Below are 22380 nucleotides of genomic sequence, written 5' to 3' on the forward strand. Positions count from 1 at the left end.
GGGTGTTGCAGAGAATAGAGGAGTCAAACAGACCCTTAGGAGGAGTGATTCATTCGGCGGGGATGTTATCAGATGGAGTGCTGCAAAACCAGACTTGGTCTAGTTTTGAACAGGTAATGGAACCGAAAGTGCAGGGTGCTTGGCATTTGCATCAATTGAGTCTCAATCAATCATTGGACTTTTTTGTGCTGTTTTCTTCGGCAGCATCTCTGTTGGGTTCATCTGGTCAGGGAAATCATTCTGCAGCTAATGCTTTTCTTGATGGTTTGGCTCATTATCGTCGAAGTATGGGATTACCGGGATTGAGTATTCATTGGGGAGCAGTTTCTCAAGTGGGAGAGGCGGCTGAAAGGGGTGCAGATGTGAGGGCAAGTCAGCAGGGGATGGGTGTAATATCTCCGGCTCAGGTATTGGAGTCTTTGGAACTATTGATGAGTGGTTCGGATGTGGAAGTAGGGGTGATGCCTATTGATTGGTCAGGATGGCAGGAGAGAGTGGTGCAGTGGCAGTTTTTGGCGGATTGGTCGGAAATAACTACTTCAATAGCTACAAAGGATAATCTCCTTTTAGAACAATTAAAATCAGTTTCCTTCATGGAACGAGAAAAGATATTAATTTCTCATATCCAAAATAAAGCAGCTCGATTATTATCTATGAAAAATAATCTAATCGATATACACAAACCTTTAATTGAAATGGGATTGGACTCTCTAATGTCAATCGAGCTAAGACATAAAATTAAAAATGAGCTAGAAGTGGATGTTCCAATGACAAAATTTATAGAAGGAATCACCATTGCTGCTCTCTCAAATCAACTAAATCAACAACTGAATCAAAGCGATAGCACAGATAACATTAAAGAAAATAACTGGATAGAGGTAGAACTATGAACTTAATTGAATTCTTACAAGACCTTTCCCTCAAAGGGGTAAAATTATGGACTGATGGAGGAAAGTTAAGAACTGGAGGTTCCCAAGAAGTACTGACCACTGATGTTATTGCCCAACTAAAGCAGTACAAATCAGAAATATTACGGTTACTAAAGGAAAATCCAGATATATGCCAAGTTTATCCCCTGTCTTATGGTCAAAAAGGTCTCTGGTTTTTGTGGCAGCTATCACCCCAGAGCCATAATTATAATGTGTCATTTGCGATTAGGATCTACTCCAAAGTAGATATAACTATTTGGCAACAAGTTTTTCAAGCTCTAAGGGAAAGGCATCCGTTGCTAGGGAGTACATTCCCGAATTTGGGCGAACAACCAATCCAACAAATACATCAACATCAAGAGTTAGACTTCTTACAGATAGATGCTTCTAGTTGGAGTGAAGAGGAATTAAATAAAAAGGTAGTTGCAGCTCACAGATATCCTTTTAACCTAGAAACAGAACAAGTGATGCGAGTTAGGTGGTTCACTTGCTCGGAAGCAAACCATATTATGTTACTGACAATACACCACATTGTTTTAGATGGTTGGTCATGCAACTTAATTGCTCAAGAGCTGCCACAACTGTACGAATCTCAACTAAATGGGCTTGAGGTATCCTTACCACCACTACAGTATTCTTATCAAGATTATGTTAGTTGGCGACAGGAGTTAGTAGAAGGACCAGAAGGAGAACAACTATGGAGCTATTGGCAACAAAAATTGGGCGGAGAATTACCTGTATTGAATTTGCCCACAGATAGACCACGACTTCCTATACAGACTGATAATGGTGGCAGCTACTCCTTCAAGTTATCTCAAAAGCTGACTGAACAACTAAAGGAACTAGCTAAAACAGAGAGAGCAACTCTTTATATGACTTTTTTGGCTGCTTTTCAAGTACTTCTGTATCGTTACACAGGTCAAGAGGATATCTTGGTAGGATCGCCTACATATGGTGGTAGGACTAAAGAGGAGTTTGCCTCTATTGTTGGTTACTTCGTTGACGCAGTAGTGATGAGGGGAGATTTGTCAGGGAGTCTCTCTTTTAGAGATTTTCTATCTCAAGTCCGTCAAACAGTCATGGAAGCGTTAGCTCATCAAGATTATCCCTTTACTTTATTGGTAGAGAAGTTAAAGGTAGAACGTGACTCCAGTCGTTCCCCTCTTTTTCAGGCTTGCTTTCTACTGCAAAAATTTCTGGAATCTCAAGATCAACCAAAGGTGTTTTTTAGCAGGGAAAAAACCTTGATGAAATGGGCCGGACTTGAAGTAGAAGCATTTGTACTAGATCAATATGAAGGTCAATATGATTTATTACTGGAAATGTTTGAAGAGGACTCATTTCTGGTTGGGTTCTTAAAATACAATGCTGACCTATTTGACGAGCAAACTATTGCTCGAATGGTTGGTCATTTCCAGAACTTATTAGAAGGGATAGTGAACGATCCGCAGCAGAGAGTAACAGTACTACCATTAATGACAGAGCCAGAGCTAGACCAAATACTGGTGGAGTGGAACAATACCAAAACAGATTACCCCAAAGATAAATGTATCCATCAGTTATTTGAGGAGCAGGTAGAGAAAAACCCAGATGCAGTAGCAGTAGTATTTGAACAACAAAAGTTGACCTATTCCCAATTAAACAGCAAAGCGAATCAACTAGCCCATTACTTGCAAAAATTGGGTGTAGTTCCAGAAACCCTAGTGGGAATATGTGTAGAGCGTTCAGTAGAGATGGTAGTAGGTTTATTAGCCATACTCAAAGCCGGAGGAGCTTATGTGCCATTAGACCCGGCCTATCCCCAAGAACGCCTAGAATATATGTTCGCTGACTCCCTAGTGTCAGTCTTACTAACTCAAGAACAATTATTAGCTCAACTCCCCCAAAATCAAGCCCAAGTAGTTTTTATAGATAGAGATTGGGAAAAAATAGCAACTGAAACACCAGAAAAAGTAGAGAGTGAAGTCAGCCCCCAAAATTTAGCTTATGTAATTTATACATCAGGTTCCACAGGTAAACCGAAAGGAGTCTTGGTAGAACACAAGGGACTGTGTAATCTGGCTACAGTTCAAATGCAAGGATTTCAAGTCAACTCAAACAGCAGAGTCGTTCAGTTCGCATCATTAAGTTTCGATGCCTCCATCTCGGAAATAGTAATGGCTTTAGGTTCAGGAGCTAGTTTGTATCTAGGCAGCCGAAATACCTTAATGCCTGGAGTGGGTATGAGTCAGTGGTTGCGTCACAACAAAATCACCCATATCACCATACCCCCCTCAGCTCTGGCAGTGATGCCCAAAGAGGAATTACCTGATTTAAAGACCATAGTGGTAGCAGGAGAAGCTTGCCCACCAGAGCTAATATCTCAGTGGTCTGTGGGGCGACAATTTGTGAACGCCTACGGACCAACAGAATCAACAGTATGTGCTACTATGGCCGAATGCTCACCAGAGTCTTCAGTCGCATCCATAGGTAGGCCAATAGGCAATACTCAAATATACATCCTAGACAGTAATTTACAACCAGTCCCCATAGGAGTACCTGGTGAAATTTATATAGGTAGTGTTGGTTTAGCTCGTGGCTATCTTAACCAACCTCAATTAACACAGGAAAAATTTATTTCCCATCCTTTGAGGAATTTAACCGAGGAGAGGCTTTACAAAACAGGAGATTCAGCTCGTTACTTACCGGATGGCAATATTGAGTTTCTTGGTCGCATAGATAATCAGGTGAAGATACGAGGTTTCCGAATTGAACCTGGAGAAGTTGAATCAATGCTCACGAGGCATCCCCAAGTCCAACAAGCTGTAGTAATTGACAGGGAAGATACTCCAGGGAACAAGCGGTTGGTAGCATACTTAGTTCCCGAACTAGAGTTTGAACAAAATGTCCAGGAGATGGAAAGCATAGAACTTTGGCCATCAATAGCAGAATACTATGTTTATGATGAGTTATTGTACTATGCGATGACTAATGACCATCGTCGAAACCAAAGTTATCAAGTGGCAATTAATCAACTTGTTAAAGATAGAGTAGTAGTAGAAATTGGTACAGGTAAGGATGCTATTTTGGCGAGATTTTGTGCACAAGCAGGAGCTAAGAAAATCTATGCTATTGAGAGAGACCAACAAACCAGTGAGTTAGCTAAAGCTAGCGTGGATAAGTTGGGATTATCGGCACAAATTGAAATCATACATGGAGATGCGATGACGGTTAACCTACCAGAGTTAGCAGATGTATGTGTTTCGGAAATTGTGGGAGCAATAGGCGGTTCTGAAGGAGCAGCAGTAATTATTAATAATGCCAGAAGGTTTTTGAAGCCAGATGGTGCAATGATTCCCGAAAGAAGTGTAACTAAGATTGCAGCAGTAACTCTTCCAGAACCGTTACTTAATCAACCCAGGTTTACAAAGGTTTCTGGTTATTATACCCAGAAAATATTTGAACAGGTTGGGTATCCTTTTGATTTACGAGTCTGTATTAAAGGATTTCCTCAAGCAAATTTACTTTCCAATCGAGAAATATTTGAGGATTTAGATTTTAATAAATCTTTAGATACAGATTTGACTCATCAAATTCAGTTAAGGATAGAAAAATCAGGCAGATTAGATGGTTTTCTGGTCTGGTTAAATTTGCATACTATTGAAGGTGAGTGTATAGATATTCTCGAACATGAGCATTGTTGGTTACCAGTTTATTTTCCAGTATTTGAGCCTGGTCTTGATGTGAGTGAAGGAGATGTGATTGAAGCTATTTGTAGCCGAAACCTTTGTGAAAATAATCTGAATCCAGATTATGCTATCCAAGGACGTATTATCAGGCAACAAGGAGAAGATATTGATTTTGAACACATTTCTTATCACTGGAAACAACAGTTTAAGCAAACTCCTTTTTATCAAAGGTTATTTGCAGAAAATGAAACATTTAGCACTTCTAACTTACAAATTTTAGATACTCACATCAACAATTGGCAAAACCTATTTAACCAACAAATTGAAGAAGACAAAAGTAAAGTAAAAGATCGATTATTCAATATCTCAGGTTGGAGTAGCAGTTACGACAACCAATCCTTACCAGAAGAGCAAATGCGAATTTGGGCAGGGGATATTGTAGCTCAAGTCTTAGCACATAAACCGAAAAAAGTATGTGAAATAGGTTTTGGAACCGGGTTGCTACTATTTGAAATTGCACCCCAAACCCAAGCCTATTATGGCGTTTGTCTATCTAGTATTTCACTAGAGTATATCCAACAACAAATACTCCAGAAACCAGGGAAATATGCTCATGTCAATCTAGCACAGAAAAGAGCACATGAGATAGGTGACATATCAGCTCAAAACTTCGATGTGGTGATTCTCAACTCAGTAATTCAATATTTTCCGAATGTAGAGTATTTGTTACAAGCAATATCTGAGGCAATTCGGATAGTCAAACCAGGAGGAATAATTATCCTGGGAGATGTCAGGAATTTTTCGTTAATAAAAGCATTTCATAGTTCGGTGGAAATGCATCAAGCAACTCCATCACTGTCATTAGAACAACTCCAGGCCAAGATAGAGAGACAAATACAGCAGGAGAAGGAGTTGTTAGTGTCACCAGAGTTGTTTGTAGCTCTCAAAGAAAAACATCCAGAAATAACTCATGTACAAATACGTTTACAGAGGGGAACAGAACATAATGAACTGAATAAATATAGGTATAGCGTACTGTTGCATATAGAAGCTCAACCAGGAACAGTAATAACACCAACGGTAGAAAGTGCAGCAGCTCTGGGTGCTCAGGAGATAGAAACTTATCTGCGAGAGCAAGAGCCAGAATCAGTTTGCTTTAGTGGTTTAGTCAATAGCAGAGTAGCTAACGATGTAGAGTTGGTAGAGTTGCTATCACAGCCAGAATCAAAACAGAATGTGCAGCAGTTAAGAGGAAAGTTAGAGTCAAAGGAAACCAAGAGCATCGAACCAGAGAGGTTATATGAACTAAGTGCTTCTTGTGGGTATAGTTTAGAGTTGTGTTGGTCAGCTCAGGGAAGTCCAGAATTAATGGATGGGGTATTTGTGCGCAGTGAGTTAGCAAAAAAAGGGATAGTGTTAACACCCCTAACTCAAAAATCGGTGGTAGCAGGTAACTGGGAGAATTATGGGAATAATCCCTTGAGTTCCCAGTTGAGAAAGGAACTGATACCACAGTTGAGAGAGTATCTGGAGTCGAGGTTGCCAGAGTATATGGTGCCATCAAGGTTAATGGTGTTGTCGCAACTGCCTCTGACTCCTAACGGTAAAGTAGACCGTAAGGCTTTGCCTGTCCCAGATGTGGCCAGTAGTGTGTTAACGGAGTATGTAGCTCCAGAGACGGAGATACAGAAGAACTTAGCAGAGATTTGGCAAGAAGTGTTGGGAATAGAAAAGGTGGGAATACATGATAACTTCTTTGATTTGGGTGGTCATTCTTTGATAGCAACGAAGGTGGTGTCTCGGGTGCGACAAGTCCTCAATATAGAGTTCCCCCTCACAAAGCTATTTGAGAATTCCCAGCTAGTGAGTCTGGCTCAGGAAATAGAGGTATATTTAGCTCAAAGCCAGTCAGTAGAGACCGTAGCAATTCAACCAAGGGAGGAAAATGAAAATCCTCCCCCGTTATCATATGCACAACAAAGGCTATGGTTTATCGAAAAAATGGCCTTGAGTAGCAACGCCTACAATATGCCATTGACACTAAATCTAGTAGGTAAATTGGACTATGTAGCCCTAGAAAAAAGTCTCAATGAAATCATTGCTCGCCATGAAACCCTGAGAACGACTTTCAGTGAAATCAACGACACACTAGTACAAATAATTCAATCCCCCTTTGAATTAGAACTACCTATACAAGACCTAAGTGGGTTAACAGCATCAGAAGCTACCACCAAACTGCAACAACTACTCCAACAAGAAAATGAACAAACATTTAATCTAGAAGTAGACCCCCCCATACGGGCTCAGTTGTTTCAACTAGGAACAACCGAACACATACTGCAAATTACATTACATCACATAGCAAGCGATGGGTGGTCACTGACAGTATTAACCAAAGAACTCTCAGCTATTTACACTGCCACACTGGAAGACGAACCATCCCCATTGCCCTCACTACCCATACAATATGCGGACTTTGCAGTGTGGCAAAAGAACTACTTACTTGGTGAAACCCTTGAAAGTCAACTCAACTACTGGAAGGAAAAGCTGCAAGACCTACCTCAACTACAACTACCCACAGATCATCCCCGACCAGCAGTTCAAACCTTTAATGGAGCGGGTATAGCGATAAACATACCAGCAGCAGTCACATCAAAAGTTAAACAACTCACCCAAAAGCAGGGGACAACTCTATTTATGACCCTGTTAGCAGCCTTCAAGATATTGCTATTTCGTTACAGTGGTCAAGAGAATATAGCAGTAGGTTCACCTATCGCCAACCGCAACCGGAGTGAAATAGAAGGGTTGATAGGTTTCTTTGTCAACTCCCTAGTCATGTACACAGATCTAGGAGGAGACCCTAGTTTCACAGAGCTATTAAACAGGGTTAAACAAACAGCCCTAGAAGCTTATGGAAACCAAGACATACCTTTTGAGAAATTGGTAGAAGAGTTGCAGCCAGAGCGGATACTATCGCAAAACCCCTTGTTTCAGGTAATGTTGGCTGTGCAGCAGGAAGAAGTATTAAAACCATCCTTTAGCTTACCCAACTTGGAAGTAGGTTGGTATGAAGGGGGAGGAGCTGAGATGACAGTGAGGTTCGACTTAGAGTTACATCTGTGGCCAGTAGGAGAAGAAATCAAAGGATTTTGTGCCTATAACCGAGACTTGTTTGAAGCCGAAACCATTAGTCGCATGATGTCACATTATGAAAACTTACTATCAGCAGCGCTACAGACTCCAGAACGACCTGTGAGCCAGTTGCCATTAATGACAGAGTCAGAGCTAGACCAAATACTGGTGGAGTGGAACAATACCAAAACAGATTATCCCAAAGATAAATGTATCCATCAGTTATTTGAGGAGCAGGTAGAGAAAAACCCAGATGCAGTAGCAGTAGTATTTGAAGAGCAAAAACTGACCTATTGCCAATTAAATAGCAAAGCTAATCAACTAGCCCACCACTTGCAAACCTTGGGAGTCAAACCAGATACCCTAGTGGGAATATGTGTAGAGCGCTCAGTAGAGATGGTAGTCGGGTTATTAGCCATACTCAAAGCCGGAGGAGCTTATGTGCCATTAGACCCTAATTATCCAACTTCACGTCTAGCTCAGATATTAGAAGATGGGGAGTTACACCTGGTATTAAGTGACTCCAACTCCCAGTTTCACTTACCAGAAACCCAAACACCTATAATACATATCAACCAAGCTAATACGGTAGAAATACAAGCTAATGTAGTCAGTAATGTTAATCCCCAGAACCTAGCTTATGTATTGTATACCTCTGGTTCTACAGGCCGACCTAAAGGAGTAGCAATTGAACACCGCAGTCCAGTGTCCCTATTGTATTGGGCACGAGAAGTATATAGCCAAGAGGAATTATCAGGAGTATTAGCTTCCACTTCTATCTGCTTTGACCTATCAGTATTTGAATTGTTTGTGCCCTTAAGTTGGGGAGGAAAAGTCATATTAGCTGAAAATGCTTTACATCTACCCGAATTACCAGCAGCAGGAGAAGTAAGCCTAATCAACACAGTACCATCAGCAGCCAGAGAATTAGTTAGAAACCAAAGTATTCCCACTGGAGTAAAAATAGTGAACCTGGCAGGAGAGCCTCTAGATAATCAACTGGTTCAACAACTGTATGAGCAACAAACAATTAAAGCAGTATATAACCTTTATGGTCCTAGTGAAGACACAACCTACTCAACATATGGCTTAATGGAAAAAGGAGGAACCAAGTCACCAACCATAGGTAGGCCAATAGCGAACACCCAGGTATATATTTTTAACGCTCATCAACAACCTGTACCCATAGGAGTAGCAGGAGAGCTACACATAGCAGGAGAAGGACTAGCACGAAGTTACTTAAAACAAGCAGAATTAACCGCTGAAAAATTCATCTTTTGGCAGGGGAAAAAATTATATAAAACGGGAGACTTAGTACGTTATTTATCTGATGGCAACATAGAATTTATCGGTAGAATAGACCATCAAGTAAAAATCCGAGGCTACCGCATAGAAACAGGAGAAATTCAGGGGATTTTAAATGAACATCCCAAAGTCCAACAAGCTGTTGTAATTGCCAGAGAGGATCAGCCAGGAGATAAACGTTTAGTAGGATACCTAGTAGCTGAAACTGAAACGGCAACTAATTTGAACCAAGAACTCTCAAATGATCAACTCAGTAATTGGCAAGAAGTATTCAATGAACAAATAGAGAATGAGGACAGAGAAATTACTGACCCCTTATTCAACATCTCAGGTTGGCGCAGCAGTTATGACAACCAACCCATACCAGAAAAGCAAATGCGGCTCTGGGCAGGAGATGTAGTAACTCAAGTATTAGGGGCTAAACCAAAGAGTGTGTGGGAAATAGGTTGTGGTACAGGAATGCTGCTGTTTCAAATTGCACCCCAGACACAAAAATATTTAGGCACAGATATTTCTAAGGTCTCATTAGAATACATCAAAAAACAAATAGAACCCGAACCAGACAAATATAGTCATGTATCCTTAGAACAGAAACGAGCCGAAGACATGGCTGATGTGGCTCCTAACAGTTTCGATATCGTGCTACTAAGTTCCATCGTGCAGTATTTCCCGAGTATGGAATATCTATTGCAAGTAATAGAAGAAAGTATCAGGGTAGTCAAACCAGGAGGAATGATTTTCCTAGGGGATATCCGCAATTTCTCCTTAATGAAAGCATTTCATAGTTCGGTACAACTGTATCAAGCAACCCCATCACTGTCAGGACAACAACTCAAGTCAAAGATAGACAGAAAAATGGAGACCGAGACCGAGTTGTTAGTGTCACCAGAGTTGTTTGTAGCTCTCAAGGAAAAATATCCAGAAATAAGTCATGTACAAATACGTTTACAGAGGGGAAGAGAAAACAATGAACTGAATAAATATAGGTATAACGTACTGTTGCATATAGAAGCCAAACCAGGAAAAGTAATAACTCCGACGGTAGAAAGTGGAGCAGCTCTGGGTGTTCAAGAAATAGAAACTTATCTGCGAGAGCAAAAGCCAGAATCAGTTTGCTTTAGTGGTTTAGTAAATAGCAGAGTGGCTAATGATGTAGAGTTGGTAGAGTTGCTATCACAGCCAGAGTTAAAACAGAATGTGCAGCAGTTGAGGCAGTTTTTCCAGTCAAAGGAAAGCAAGAGCATTGAACCAGAAAGGTTATATGAACTAAGTGCTTCTTGTGGGTATAGCTTAGAATTGTGTTGGTCAGCTCAGGGAAGTCCGGAATTGATGGATGCGGTATTTGTACGCAGTGAGTTAGCAGCAGAGGGAATAGTGTTAACACCCCTGACTCAAAAATCGGTGGTAGGAGGTAACTGGAATAATTATGGGAATAATCCGTTGATTTCCCAGTTGAGAAAGGAACTGATACCGCAGCTAAGAGAGTATCTGGAGTCGAGGTTGCCAGAGTATATGGTGCCATCAGGGTTGATGGTGTTGTCGCAACTGCCTCTGACTCCCAATGGTAAGGTAGACCGTAAGGCTTTGCCTGTGCCGGATATGGCAAGTAGTGTGTTAACGGAGTATGTGGCTCCAGAGACAGAAACACAGAAGATATTAGCAGAGATTTGGGCCGAAGTGTTGGGTATAGAACAGATAGGTATACACGATAACTTCTTTGATTTGGGTGGTCATTCTTTGAGGGCAACTCAGGTTGTGTCTCGGGTAAGACAGGGTTTTGGCAATGAACTGACTTTACAGAGTTTATTTGAGTCACCAACTATTGCTGGCATAGCTAAAAATATTGAAGTGGTGCGTCAGCTACCCCAAGATAAGACTACGTTAATTTCAGAAACAGAAGAATATGAGAGGTTTGTGTTATGAAAACAGTTGATTTTATTTCTTACCTGCAAAATCTGGGTATTAAACTTTGGATAGAGCAAGAGCAACTGGAATGTTATGCTCCCAAGGGAGCAATGACAGCAGAGCTAAAACAGAATCTAGTGGAGCGCAAGACAGAAATTTTAGAGTTTCTTCGAGAAGTACAAATAACTCAGAAATCTGTAGCTAGTTCCATTCAATCAGTTTCTAGGGAGCAAGTCATCCCATTGTCCTTTGCACAACAAAGGCTATGGTTTCTAGAAAAAATGGGCTTGAGTAGCAATGCCTACAATATGCCATTAATCCTACGTCTAGTAGGAAAATTGGACTATGTAGCCCTACAAAAAAGTTTCAACGAAATCATTGATCGTCATGAAGCTCTGAGAACCACCTTCAGTGAAATTAACGGTACCCCAGTACAAAGAATTCAACCCCCCTTTGAATTAGAACTACCCAGAATTGACCTCAGTGAGTTAACAGCATCTGAGCAAACCAGCAAACTGCAACAACTACTCCAAAAAGAAAATGAACAAACATTTAATCTAGAAGTAGACCTCCCCATACGGGCTCAGTTGTTTCAACTAGGAACAACTGAACACATACTGCAAATCACATTACATCACATAGCAAGCGATGGCTGGTCACTGACAGTATTGCCTAAAGAACTCTCGGCTATTTACACTGCCACACTGGAAGACCAACTATCCCCATTGCCCTCACTACCCATACAATATGCGGACTTTGCAGTGTGGCAAAAGAACTACTTACTTGGTGAAACCCTTGAAAGTCAACTCAACTACTGGAAGGAAAAGCTGCAAGACCTACCTCAACTACAACTACCCACAGACCATCCCCGACCCCCAGTTCAAACTTTTAACGGAGGGGGAATACCGATAAATATACCAGCAGCACTAACATCAAAAGTTAAACAACTCACCCAAAAGCAGGGAACGACCCTATTTATGACCCTGTTAGCAGTATTTAAGGTATTACTGTCTCGTTACAGTGGTCAAGAAAGTATAGCAGTAGGTTCACCCATAGCCAACCGCAACCGCAGAGAAATAGAAGGGTTAATAGGTTTCTTTGTCAACTCCCTAGTCATGTACACAGACCTGGGAGGGGACCCAACTTTTACAGAAGTATTAAACCGAGTTAAACAGACAGCTCTAGAAGCTTATGGTCATCAAGACATACCCTTTGAGAAATTGGTAGAAGAGTTGCAACCAGAACGGGCACTATCGCAAAACCCCTTATTTCAGGTAATGTTTGCCGTTCAGCAGGAGGAAGCATTAAAACCATCCTTTAGCTTACCCAACTTGGAAGTAGGTTGGTATGAAGGGGCAGGAGCTGAGATGACAGTGAGGTTTGACTTAGAGTTACATCTGTGGCCAGTAGGAGAAGAAATCAAAGGATTTTGTGCCTATAACCGAGACTTGTTTGAAGCCGAAACCATTAGTCGCATGATGTCACATTATGAAAACTTACTATCAGCAGCGCTACAGACTCCAGAACGACCTGTGAGCCAGTTGCCATTAATGACAGAGTCAGAGCTAGACCAAATACTGGTGGAGTGGAACAATACCAAAACAGATTATCCCAAAGATAAATGTATCCATCAGTTATTTGAGGAGCAGGTAGAGAAAAACCCAGATGCAGTAGCAGTAGTATTTGAAGAGCAAAAACTGACCTATTGCCAATTAAATAGCAAAGCTAATCAACTAGCCCACCACTTGCAAACCTTGGGAGTCAAACCAGAAACCCTAGTGGGAATATGTGTAGAGCGCTCCATAGAAATGATAGTAGGTATACTCTCCATACTCAAAGCCGGAGGAGCTTATGTACCATTAGACCCTAATTATCCCACTTCGCGTCTCAATTACATGGTAGAAGATGCACAACTATCTATCATTTTGACTCAAGAAAAATGGCAACATCATCTATCGGACACAAAAGCATCAGTAATTTGTTTGGATACAGATTCCAAAATTATTAATCAACAGAGTCAGGAAATACCCGAAAATCAGATAACAGCTAATCAGTTAGCTTATGTTATCTATACTTCAGGTTCGACAGGCAAACCAAAGGGAGTTACTATTCCTCATCAAGGAGTAGTTAGGCTTGTTAGCAACACCAACTATGTGCAACTGGAAGCAACAGACCGAGTAGCTCAAGTTTCCAACACCTCTTTTGATGCAGCCACATTTGAAATTTGGGGAGCTTTATTACACGGAGGCGTGGTAGTAGTAATTACCAAATCTCTACTCCTTTCTCCTCAACAGTTTGTCAACTATATCAAACAAGAAAAAATCACCACACTGTTTTTGACAACAGCTTTATTTAATCAGTTAGCCTACTCAGTACCAGAAGCATTCAGTACCTTGAAACATTTGTTATTTGGAGGAGAGGCAGTAGACCCGAAATCAGTGAAACAGGTACTAGAGAAAGGGGCACCAGAAAGATTACTTCATGTGTATGGACCAACAGAAAACACTACATTCTCTTCATGGTACAAGGTGACTAAAGTAGCACAAGGAGCAACAAATCTGCCCATAGGCAAGCCAATATCCAACACCCAGGCATACATTCTGGACTCAAAGAATCAACCAGTGCCCATAGGAGTGCCTGGAGAACTTCATATAGGAGGAGATGGTTTAGCAATAGGCTACCACAACCGCCCCGAACTGACAGCCTCGAAATTTATTCCTAATCCCTTTGAGGAATCAAAAAAAGCCAAATTATACAAAACAGGAGACTTATGCCGTTATCTAGATGATGGCAATATAGAATTTATCGGGCGGATAGACCATCAGGTAAAAGTGCGAGGATACCGAATAGAAACAGGAGAAATAGAAGCAGTCCTCAATTCATACCCTCAAGTTAAAGAAACGGTAGTATTAGCAAGAGAAGATAACCCAGGAGATAAACGTTTAGTAGCATACATAGTACCAGAAACCGAAAGCACAACCAGTTCCAACCCCGAACTGTCAGAAACCCAAGTAGATAGTTGGCAAGATATATTTAACCAACAAATATATGACCAACTAAGTGAAGTAAGTGACCCCCTATTCAACACCAGAGGATGGATAAGCAACTACGATAACCAGCCGATACCAGTAGAGCAAATGCGCGTCTGGGCTGGGGATATAGTAACTCAAGTATTAGCCAAGAAGCCAGAGAGTGTGTGGGAAATAGGTTGTGGCACAGGAATGCTGCTATTTCAAATCGCACCGCAGACAGAAAAATATTATGGTACAGATATATCCAAGGTATCATTAGAATACATAAAACAACAAATAGAAGAGCAACCAGACAAATATAGTCATGTATCCTTAGCACAGAAACGAGCCGAAGACATGGCTGATATAGCTCCTAATAGCTTCGATGTGGTACTTCTGAGTTCTATAGTCCAGTATTTCCCTAGTGTGGAGTATTTGTTGTCAGTCATAGAAAATAGTATCAGGGTAGTCAAACCAGGAGGAACGATTTTCCTAGGGGATATCCGCAGTTTTCCATTAATGAAAGCATTTCATAGTTCGGTGCAACTGTATCAAGGAACTCCATCACTATCGCTAGAACAACTCAAGGCCAAAATAGACAGAAAAATGGAGACCGAGACCGAGTTGTTAGTGTCACCAGAGTTGTTTGTAGCTCTCAAAGAAAAACATCCAGAAATAACTCATGTACAAATACGTTTACAGAGGGGAACAGAACATAATGAACTGAATAAATATAGGTATAGCGTACTGTTGCATATAGAAGCTCAACCAGGAACAGTAATAACACCAACGGTAGAAAGTGCAGCAGCTCTGGGTGCTCAGGAGATAGAAACTTATCTGCGAGAGCAAGAGCCAGAATCAGTTTGCTTTAGTGGTTTAGTCAATAGCAGAGTAGCTAACGATGTAGAGTTGGTAGAGTTGCTATCACAGCCAGAATCAAAACAGAATGTGCAGCAGTTAAGAGGAAAGTTAGAGTCAAACGAAAACAAGGGTATCGATCCAGAGAGGTTATATGAACTAAGTGCATCTTTGGGGTATAGCTTAGAGTTGTGTTGGTCAGCTCAAGGAAGTCCGGAATTGATGGATGCGGTATTTGTGCGTAGTGAGTTAGCAACAGAGGGAATCGTGTTAACACCCCTGACTCAAAAATCGGTGATAGGAGGTAAATGGAATAATTATGGGAATAATCCGTTGAGTTCCCAGTTGAGAAAGGAATTGATACCGCAGGTGAGAGAGTATCTGGAGTCGAGGTTGCCAGAGTATATGGTGCCATCAGGGTTAATGGTGTTGTCGCAACTGCCTCTGACTCCTAACGGTAAAGTAGACCGTAAGGCTTTGCCTGTCCCAGATGTGGCCAGTAGTGTGTTAACGGAGTATGTAGCTCCAGAGACGGAGATACAGAAGAACTTAGCAGAGATTTGGCAAGAAGTGTTGGGAATAGAAAAGGTGGGAATACATGATAACTTCTTTGATTTAGGTGGTCATTCTTTGATGGCAACTCAGGTTGTGTCTAGAGTTCGGGATACTTTTAATATTGAGTTACCTATAACAAGTATATTTGAATATTCAACTATAGAACAATTAAGTACTTACCTTGAAAATACTAGTAATATTAACGTATCTCTAGCACAACGACTACAAACAACCTCTAATAATCCAGAAAAACGGGAGGAAATAGAGCTATGAAAACATTAGAAAAATTTTTAGACGATCTCGCTAATCAAGATATCAAATTATGGCTTGAAGGTCAACGCTTGCGCTGCAATGCTCCAGAAGGAGTTTTGACATCAGAGCTACGAACTAAATTAAGCGATCGTAAGCAGGAAATTATTACTTTTTTGCAACAAGCTAATTTAAAGAGAGAACTCAAGGAAGACTTAATTAATCCTATTGAGCGCAATGGCAATCCTCCGCCATTATCCTTTGCGCAACAAAGGCTATGGTTTATTGAAAAAATGGCTTTGAATAGGAATGCCTATAATATGCCATTAACCCTAGAGCTAGTAGGAAAACTCGACTATGTAGCCCTAGAAAAAAGTCTCAACCAAATCATTGCTCGCCATGAAACTCTGAGAACAACTTTCAGTGAAATCAACGATACACCAGTACAAATAATTCAATCCCCCTTTGAATTAGAACTACCTATACAAGACCTAAGTGAGTTAACAGCATCTGAGCAAACCACCAAACTGCAACAAGTACTCCAACAAGAAAATGAACTTTCATTCAATCTAGAAGTAGACCCCCCCATACGGGCTCAGTTGTTTAAACTAGGAAAAGCAGAACACATACTGCAAATCATATTACATCACATAGCAAGCGATGGCTGGTCACTTACAGTATTACCCAAGGAACTTTCAGTTATTTACACTGCCATAGTGCAAGACCAACCATCCCCAATACCAGAGTTGCCCATACAATATGCGGACTTTGCAGTGTGGCAAAGGAACTACTTACAAGGTGAAACCCTTGAAAGTCAACTAAGTTACTGGAGGCAAAAGCTCCTTGACTTACCTCAACTACAACTACCCACAGACCATCCCCGACCTCCAGTTCAAACTTTTAATGGAGCAGGTATACCCATAAACATACCAGCAGAGCTGACCTCAAAAGTTAAACAACTGAGTCAAAAGCAGGGAACTACCCTATTTATGACCCTGTTAGCAACCTTCAAAGTCTTAATGTCTCGTTACAGTGGTCAAGAAAGTATAGCAGTAGGTTCACCTATAGCTAACCGCAACCGCCGAGAAATAGAGGGGTTGATCGGTTTCTTTGTCAACTCCCTAGTCATGTACACAGACCTAGGAGGAGACCCTAGTTTCACAGAGATATTAAATCGAGTTAAACAAACAGCTCTAGAAGCTTATGGTAATCAAGACATACCCTTTGAGAAATTGGTAGAAGAGTTGCAACCGGAACGTTCTTTATCGCAAAGCCCCTTGTTTCAGGTAATGTTTGCCGTTCAACAGGAGGAAATCTTAAAATCATCCTTTAGCTTACCCAACTTGGAAGTAGGTTGGTATGAAGGGGCAGGAGCTGAGATGACAGTGAGGTTTGACTTAGAGTTACATCTGTGGCCAGTAGGAGAAGAAATCAAAGGATTTTGTGCCTATAACCGAGACTTGTTTGAAGCCGAAACCATTAGTCGCATGATGTCACATTATGAAAACTTACTATCAGCAGCGCTACAGACTCCAGAACGACCTGTGAGCAAGTTGCCATTAATGAAAGAGGCAGAGCGAGACCAAATACTGGTGGAATGGAACAATACGAAAACAGATTACCCAAATAACAAGTGTATCCGTCAATTATTTGAAGATCGGGTAGAGAAAACCCCAGATGCAGTAGCAGTAGTATTTGAACAACAAAAGCTGACCTATTGCCAATTAAATAGCAAAGCTAATCAACTAGCACATTACTTGCAAAAGTTGGGAGTAGTTCCAGAAACCCTAGTGGGAATATGTGTAGAGCGTTCAGTAGAAATGGTAGTAGGAATACTCGCCATACTCAAAGCTGGAGGAGCTTATGTGCCACTAGATCCCAATTATCCATCAGAACGTTTGGCTTATATGATTTCTGATTCCCAAGTATCCATATTGCTAACTCAGCAATCATTAGTAACGTTATTATCAGAACATGAAGCTCAGATAGTGTGTTTAGATAGTAACGACAACCTATGGTCAGACTGTTCTCAAGGCAATTTAAGTAGTGAAGTCAAACCATCGAACTTGGGCTATGTTATTTATACCTCTGGGTCTACAGGTAAGCCAAAAGGAGTGGCTATGAGTCAAGGTTCTCTAGTGAATCTAATCCTTTGGCAACAGCAGGAAACAATAGTTGGTCAAGGAGCAAAAACTCTACAATTTGCTCCCATTAGTTTTGACGTATCCTTCCAAGAAATATTCTCCACCTGGTATTCGGGAGGGATTCTGGTATTAGTGTCTTCAGAACTAAGGCGCGATCCGCTAGCATTGATGGAATTCTTAACTCACAATCAGGTAGAGCGACTATTTTTACCCTTTGTAGCTTTACAACAGTTGGCCTTAGTGGCATCTCAATGCCAAAATCTGCCACCATTGCGTGAGGTGATAACAGCAGGGGAACAATTGCAGGTGACAGCAGACCTGGTGGAGATGATGAAGCGACTGCCTGAATGTAGACTGCAAAACCAATATGGACCATCAGAAAGCCATGTAGTTTCTGCTTACACATTAGAAGGAGATGCAGATAACTGGCCGAAACTCCCCCCGATAGGTCGTCCGATTGCCAATACTCAACTTTATGTTCTCAGTGGTGAGCAACAACCATTGCCAGTAGGGGTTCCAGGAGAACTTTACATTGGTGGAGTCGGTCTGGCAAATGGTTATCTGAACCGGGGAGAATTAACAACTGAGAAATTCATCCCTCATCCTTTTGATAACTCAAAAGTCACAAAATTATATAGAACAGGAGACTTATGTCGTTATCTAGCTGATGGCAACATAGAGTTTTTAGGGCGGATAGACAACCAAGTAAAAATCCGAGGATACCGGGTAGAAACGGGGGAAATAGAAGCGACCCTAACTCAACATACTATAGTTAAAGAAACAGTAGTATTAGCCACCGAAGACAACCTAGGTAATAAACGTTTAGTGGCGTATATAGTGTTAGAAACCGAAACTCTAGCTAGCTCAAACCAAGAGATATCAGAGGCAGAACAAATCAAGAAATTGAAACAGTATCTGAAAGAGCAGTTTCCGGAGTATATGATACCGAGCGGTTTTGTAGTGTTGTCGCAACTGCCTCTGACTCCAAGTGGAAAAGTAGACCGGAAGGCATTACCTGTACCGGATAATATCAGTAGTGTGTCAACGGAGTATGTAGCTCCTGAGACGGAGAAACAGAAGGCATTAGCAGAGATTTGGAGAGAAGTGTTGGGTATAGAACAGATAGGTATACACGATAACTTCTTTGATTTGGGTGGCCATTCTATGAATGCCACTCAGGTTGTGTCTCGGGTGCAACAAAGATTGCCAGTAGAGTTCTCTATAAGTAAGCTATTTCAAAATCCTACTATCGCTCAACTAGCAGAAGTTTTAGTTGAACAAGAGTTGGAACCAAAGGAAAGTCAAGTTATTCTAAGGGTTTCTAGGGAACAGGAAATTCCCCTTTCTTACCCTCAAGAATTTATTTTGGGCTGGCGTCCGTTGAACGGTATGTATAGTTTTACCGTAGATGGTCTTCTCAATCTAGCAACCTTAGAGCAAAGCTTCAACGAAATCATCCGACGACATGAAAGCCTACGAACCACTTTTCCCTCCATAGATGGAAAACTTATACAAGTAATTTCTCCAGTCGCCAAAATTAATCTGTCAGTAGTAGAATTACCATCATCACCAGAACAGATAAACAAACTCGAACAGCTAGCAAGAACTGAAGCCCAAAAACACTTTGACCTAGCAAGCCCCCCGCTGTCTGTCACCCTAGTACGACTTAGCCCAGAAACTCATGTAGTAATATTGGTCATAGACCACATAATATATGACGGTTGGTCTATAAACATACTAATCTCAGAACTATATAAATTGTATGAAGCCTACAGTCAAGGAAACCCACCCCCATTACCAGAACTACCCATTCAATATGCCGACTACTCCCACTGGCAACGACAACAAACAGCAGAGGTATTAGAAGAACATCTAAGCTACTGGAGACACAAACTAGCAGGAACTTCCTCAATATTACCCCTACTAACAGACCGCCGACCTCCAGAAGTGCAAAGTCGCGAGGGAAGATTTGAAAAATTGGAACTCAATCAGAACTTAATACAGAAACTTGAGCAACTGGGTCAAGAGTTAGGTACAACATTATTTACGACTATGCTGAGTGCAGTTTTTGTCTTATTGTATCGTTATAGTGGAGAGTCTGACTTAATAGTAGGTGCAATAACTGCTAACCGCAACAGAGTCGAAATAGAACCATTAATTGGTATGTTTGCAAGCATCCTTCCAATTCGTTCTCATTTCTCAGATGACTCTAGCTTTACCGAATTGTTAACTCAAGTCAAACAAACAACTGAAGATGCCTATAAACATCAGGATTTACAATTTCCACAGCTATTAGAGGAACTTATTCCAGGTACGGAAGTTAAGGAAAACCGTCTAATGCGAGTGTACTTTGACTTTCTAAATATCAAATCACTGGACTCTTGGGATTTACCAGGATTAAGAGTGACTCCTAGGGTTGCAGATTATCCAGACATTGCTAGTAGAATGGATTTAGAAATATATCTATGGAAAGCACCATCAGGACCAGAACACGAAGCTTATGTTTGTTACAACACAGACATATTTGACGGAGCAACCATTGCTAGGTTGATGGAACATTTCCTAACTTTACTAGAAGCAATAGTAGCCAACCCCCAAGAAAAAATCTCAAAACTCCCCCTAATAACAGCAGCAGAAAAACAGAAAATTCTGCAGGAATGGAATAACAGCAAAATAGATTATCCAACAGACAAATGTATCCATCAATTATTTGAGAATGTTGTTGAAAAGAACCTAAATGCAGTAGCTTTAATATTTGAGGAGCAACAATTAACCTACGCCCAACTCAACTACAAAGCTAACCAACTTGCCCACCATCTATTAGTTTTAGGTATCAGTCCAGAAACACCAATAGGCATATATATTGACCCTACTGTAGAAAGAGTCGTTGGTTTATTAGCAATACTCAAAGCAGGAGGAGCTTATATCGCAATAGATCCAACCGACAAATCACAGGATTTACAGTCAATTTCAGTAATTTTAACTCTAAACGACCTCAAATCAGAACTTCCCGACTCCAATGCTCAAATTCTGTGTCTAGATACTGAGTGGGAGTCAATAGCCAAACAGAATACAGACAACCCAAATACAGGAACAACAGCCACCAACCTTGCCTATATCCTCAATCAAACCCCAGCGCGTTCCTGCTCGCCAGTAGAACATCAGGCTGGACTTAAACGTTTACAATGGCTACAAGAAACGCTGAAAATCACTAATCAAGATCTTCTACTGCATAAAACATCTCTGACTCAAGATGTAGCTCTTCTAGAAATAGGTTTACCTCTAATTAGTGGTGGTACTGTCGTTATAGCTACAAATAACGAGCCTACAGAATTACAGAAATTAATCGGCAAGCACAAAGTTACGATAGTTCACCTATATCCGTCAGAACTACCCACCTGGTTAAATACAAATAACCAGGCAGCATCTTTGAATAGTTGGCGATCGCTCCTGAGTAGTGGAGAAATTCTATCAACAGAGATAGCAAATGAATTTCTCCAAAGCTACCCAGTTTCATTACATAACTTCTACAGTATCCCAGAAGCAGCAGGAGAAGTCACTCACTGGCAATGGCTAGAAGAACCTCCCAGAGAAAATGTACCTGTAGGCAACCCTGGTCGGTTATCAGTTTATGTATTAGACCAATACCAAGACCCTGTTCCCACAGGAGTACCAGGAGAAATCTATATTGGAGGTTCCAGTTTAGCCAGAGGTTATCTGCATCAACAGGAACAGAGATCGCAGAAATTTATTGAACACCCCCAATTAGGTAAACTATTTCAAACAGGAGACATAGGTCGTTATCACAACAAAGGTTATCTAGAAATAGTCGGTGTAAAACAAAGGTATACATGGTTCCAAGGGAAGCGAATAGAACTAGCGGACATAGAAACCGCCCTATTATCAGCTCCCGGAGTAGAACAAGCTTATGTATTAGCTAATCAAACATTCCTAGTAGCTTATGTTGTGGTGGCAGGAGTCTGGAACCCCCAAGAATTAGATTCTCAAATTCAACAGCAGTTACCTCCATACATGATGCCAGGAGCTTATGTTCCTGTATCAAGTTTACCTTTAACTCACAAAGGAAAAGTAGACGAAGTAGCGTTAGCGCATTTCCCAGTAACTGACAATGAGACAGAGCGTAAAATTGCTCAGAAGCGATGGAAGGACTCCCACGTGTATATATCGCCTACCAATGATATTAGTATTAATTTTAGATAGGAGTCAGTGGTAAAATACTAATATATTAATGATTAGTTTAGCTTGGAAAAAGAGGGCTTTACCTATACATTGGAATATTTTAACTCACAAATGATGACAAATATGTAAGGGAACTGGACAAATATTACAATAACGGAACAACAAAAATATTCACAGCAGTAGCTATAAAAGCAGCCCATAAATTCCAAATAGAAAAGCAGAGTATTCATTTAGATGGAACTTCAATGAGTGTACATGGAGAGTACAAGTGCGACTCGCTCCTATTAGGAGCCTCTAGCAACTAGAGGGGTATGAATAGGGTTCAACGAGGACACAGCGGAAGAGCCTGCAATAAGCGAGGCCACCAAAGAAGAGCCTGTTGGATAACTGAGTTACGGATGTGAGTGAAAGTCTCACCCGTCAA

4 protein-coding genes are annotated in these 22380 nt (G+C 41.0%); all 4 read left to right on the top strand.

Annotated elements, in window-relative coordinates; all coding sequences use genetic code 11:
- Positions 1 to 890 (top strand): beta-ketoacyl reductase (locus ACP6PL_RS00675; protein WP_426541491.1); only part of this gene is annotated, 890 nt, incomplete at its 5' end.
- Positions 887 to 10957 (top strand): amino acid adenylation domain-containing protein, encoded by a 10071-nt coding sequence (locus ACP6PL_RS00680; protein ID WP_426541493.1) that lies wholly within the window; start codon positions 887 to 889, stop codon positions 10955 to 10957. The genes ACP6PL_RS00675 and ACP6PL_RS00680, both read left to right, overlap by 4 nt.
- On the top strand, positions 10954 to 15636 hold the full coding sequence (locus ACP6PL_RS31185) for an amino acid adenylation domain-containing protein (RefSeq protein ID WP_473965210.1): 4683 nt from the start codon (positions 10954 to 10956) through the stop codon (positions 15634 to 15636). The genes ACP6PL_RS00680 and ACP6PL_RS31185 overlap by 4 nt, the downstream gene beginning before the upstream one ends.
- Positions 15633 to 21977 (top strand): amino acid adenylation domain-containing protein, encoded by a 6345-nt coding sequence (locus ACP6PL_RS00700; RefSeq protein ID WP_426541495.1) that lies wholly within the window; start codon positions 15633 to 15635, stop codon positions 21975 to 21977. The genes ACP6PL_RS31185 and ACP6PL_RS00700 overlap by 4 nt, the downstream gene beginning before the upstream one ends.
- Positions 21978 to 22380 lie beyond the last annotated feature (403 nt).

Origin of the sequence: Dapis purpurea BLCC-M126 (assembly GCF_050015975.1) — a bacterium.
Taxonomy (GTDB): domain Bacteria; phylum Cyanobacteriota; class Cyanobacteriia; order Cyanobacteriales; family Microcoleaceae; genus Trichodesmium.

Bases quoted from the DNA above. Each gene is read 5' to 3' on its own strand.
- ACP6PL_RS00680 (WP_426541493.1), top strand. From the start codon at position 887: ATGAACTTAATTGAATTCTTACAAGACCTTTCCCTCAAAGGGGTAAAA.
- ACP6PL_RS31185 (WP_473965210.1), top strand. From the start codon at position 10,954: ATGAAAACAGTTGATTTTATTTCTTACCTGCAAAATCTGGGTATTAAA.
- ACP6PL_RS00700 (WP_426541495.1), top strand. From the start codon at position 15,633: ATGAAAACATTAGAAAAATTTTTAGACGATCTCGCTAATCAAGATATC.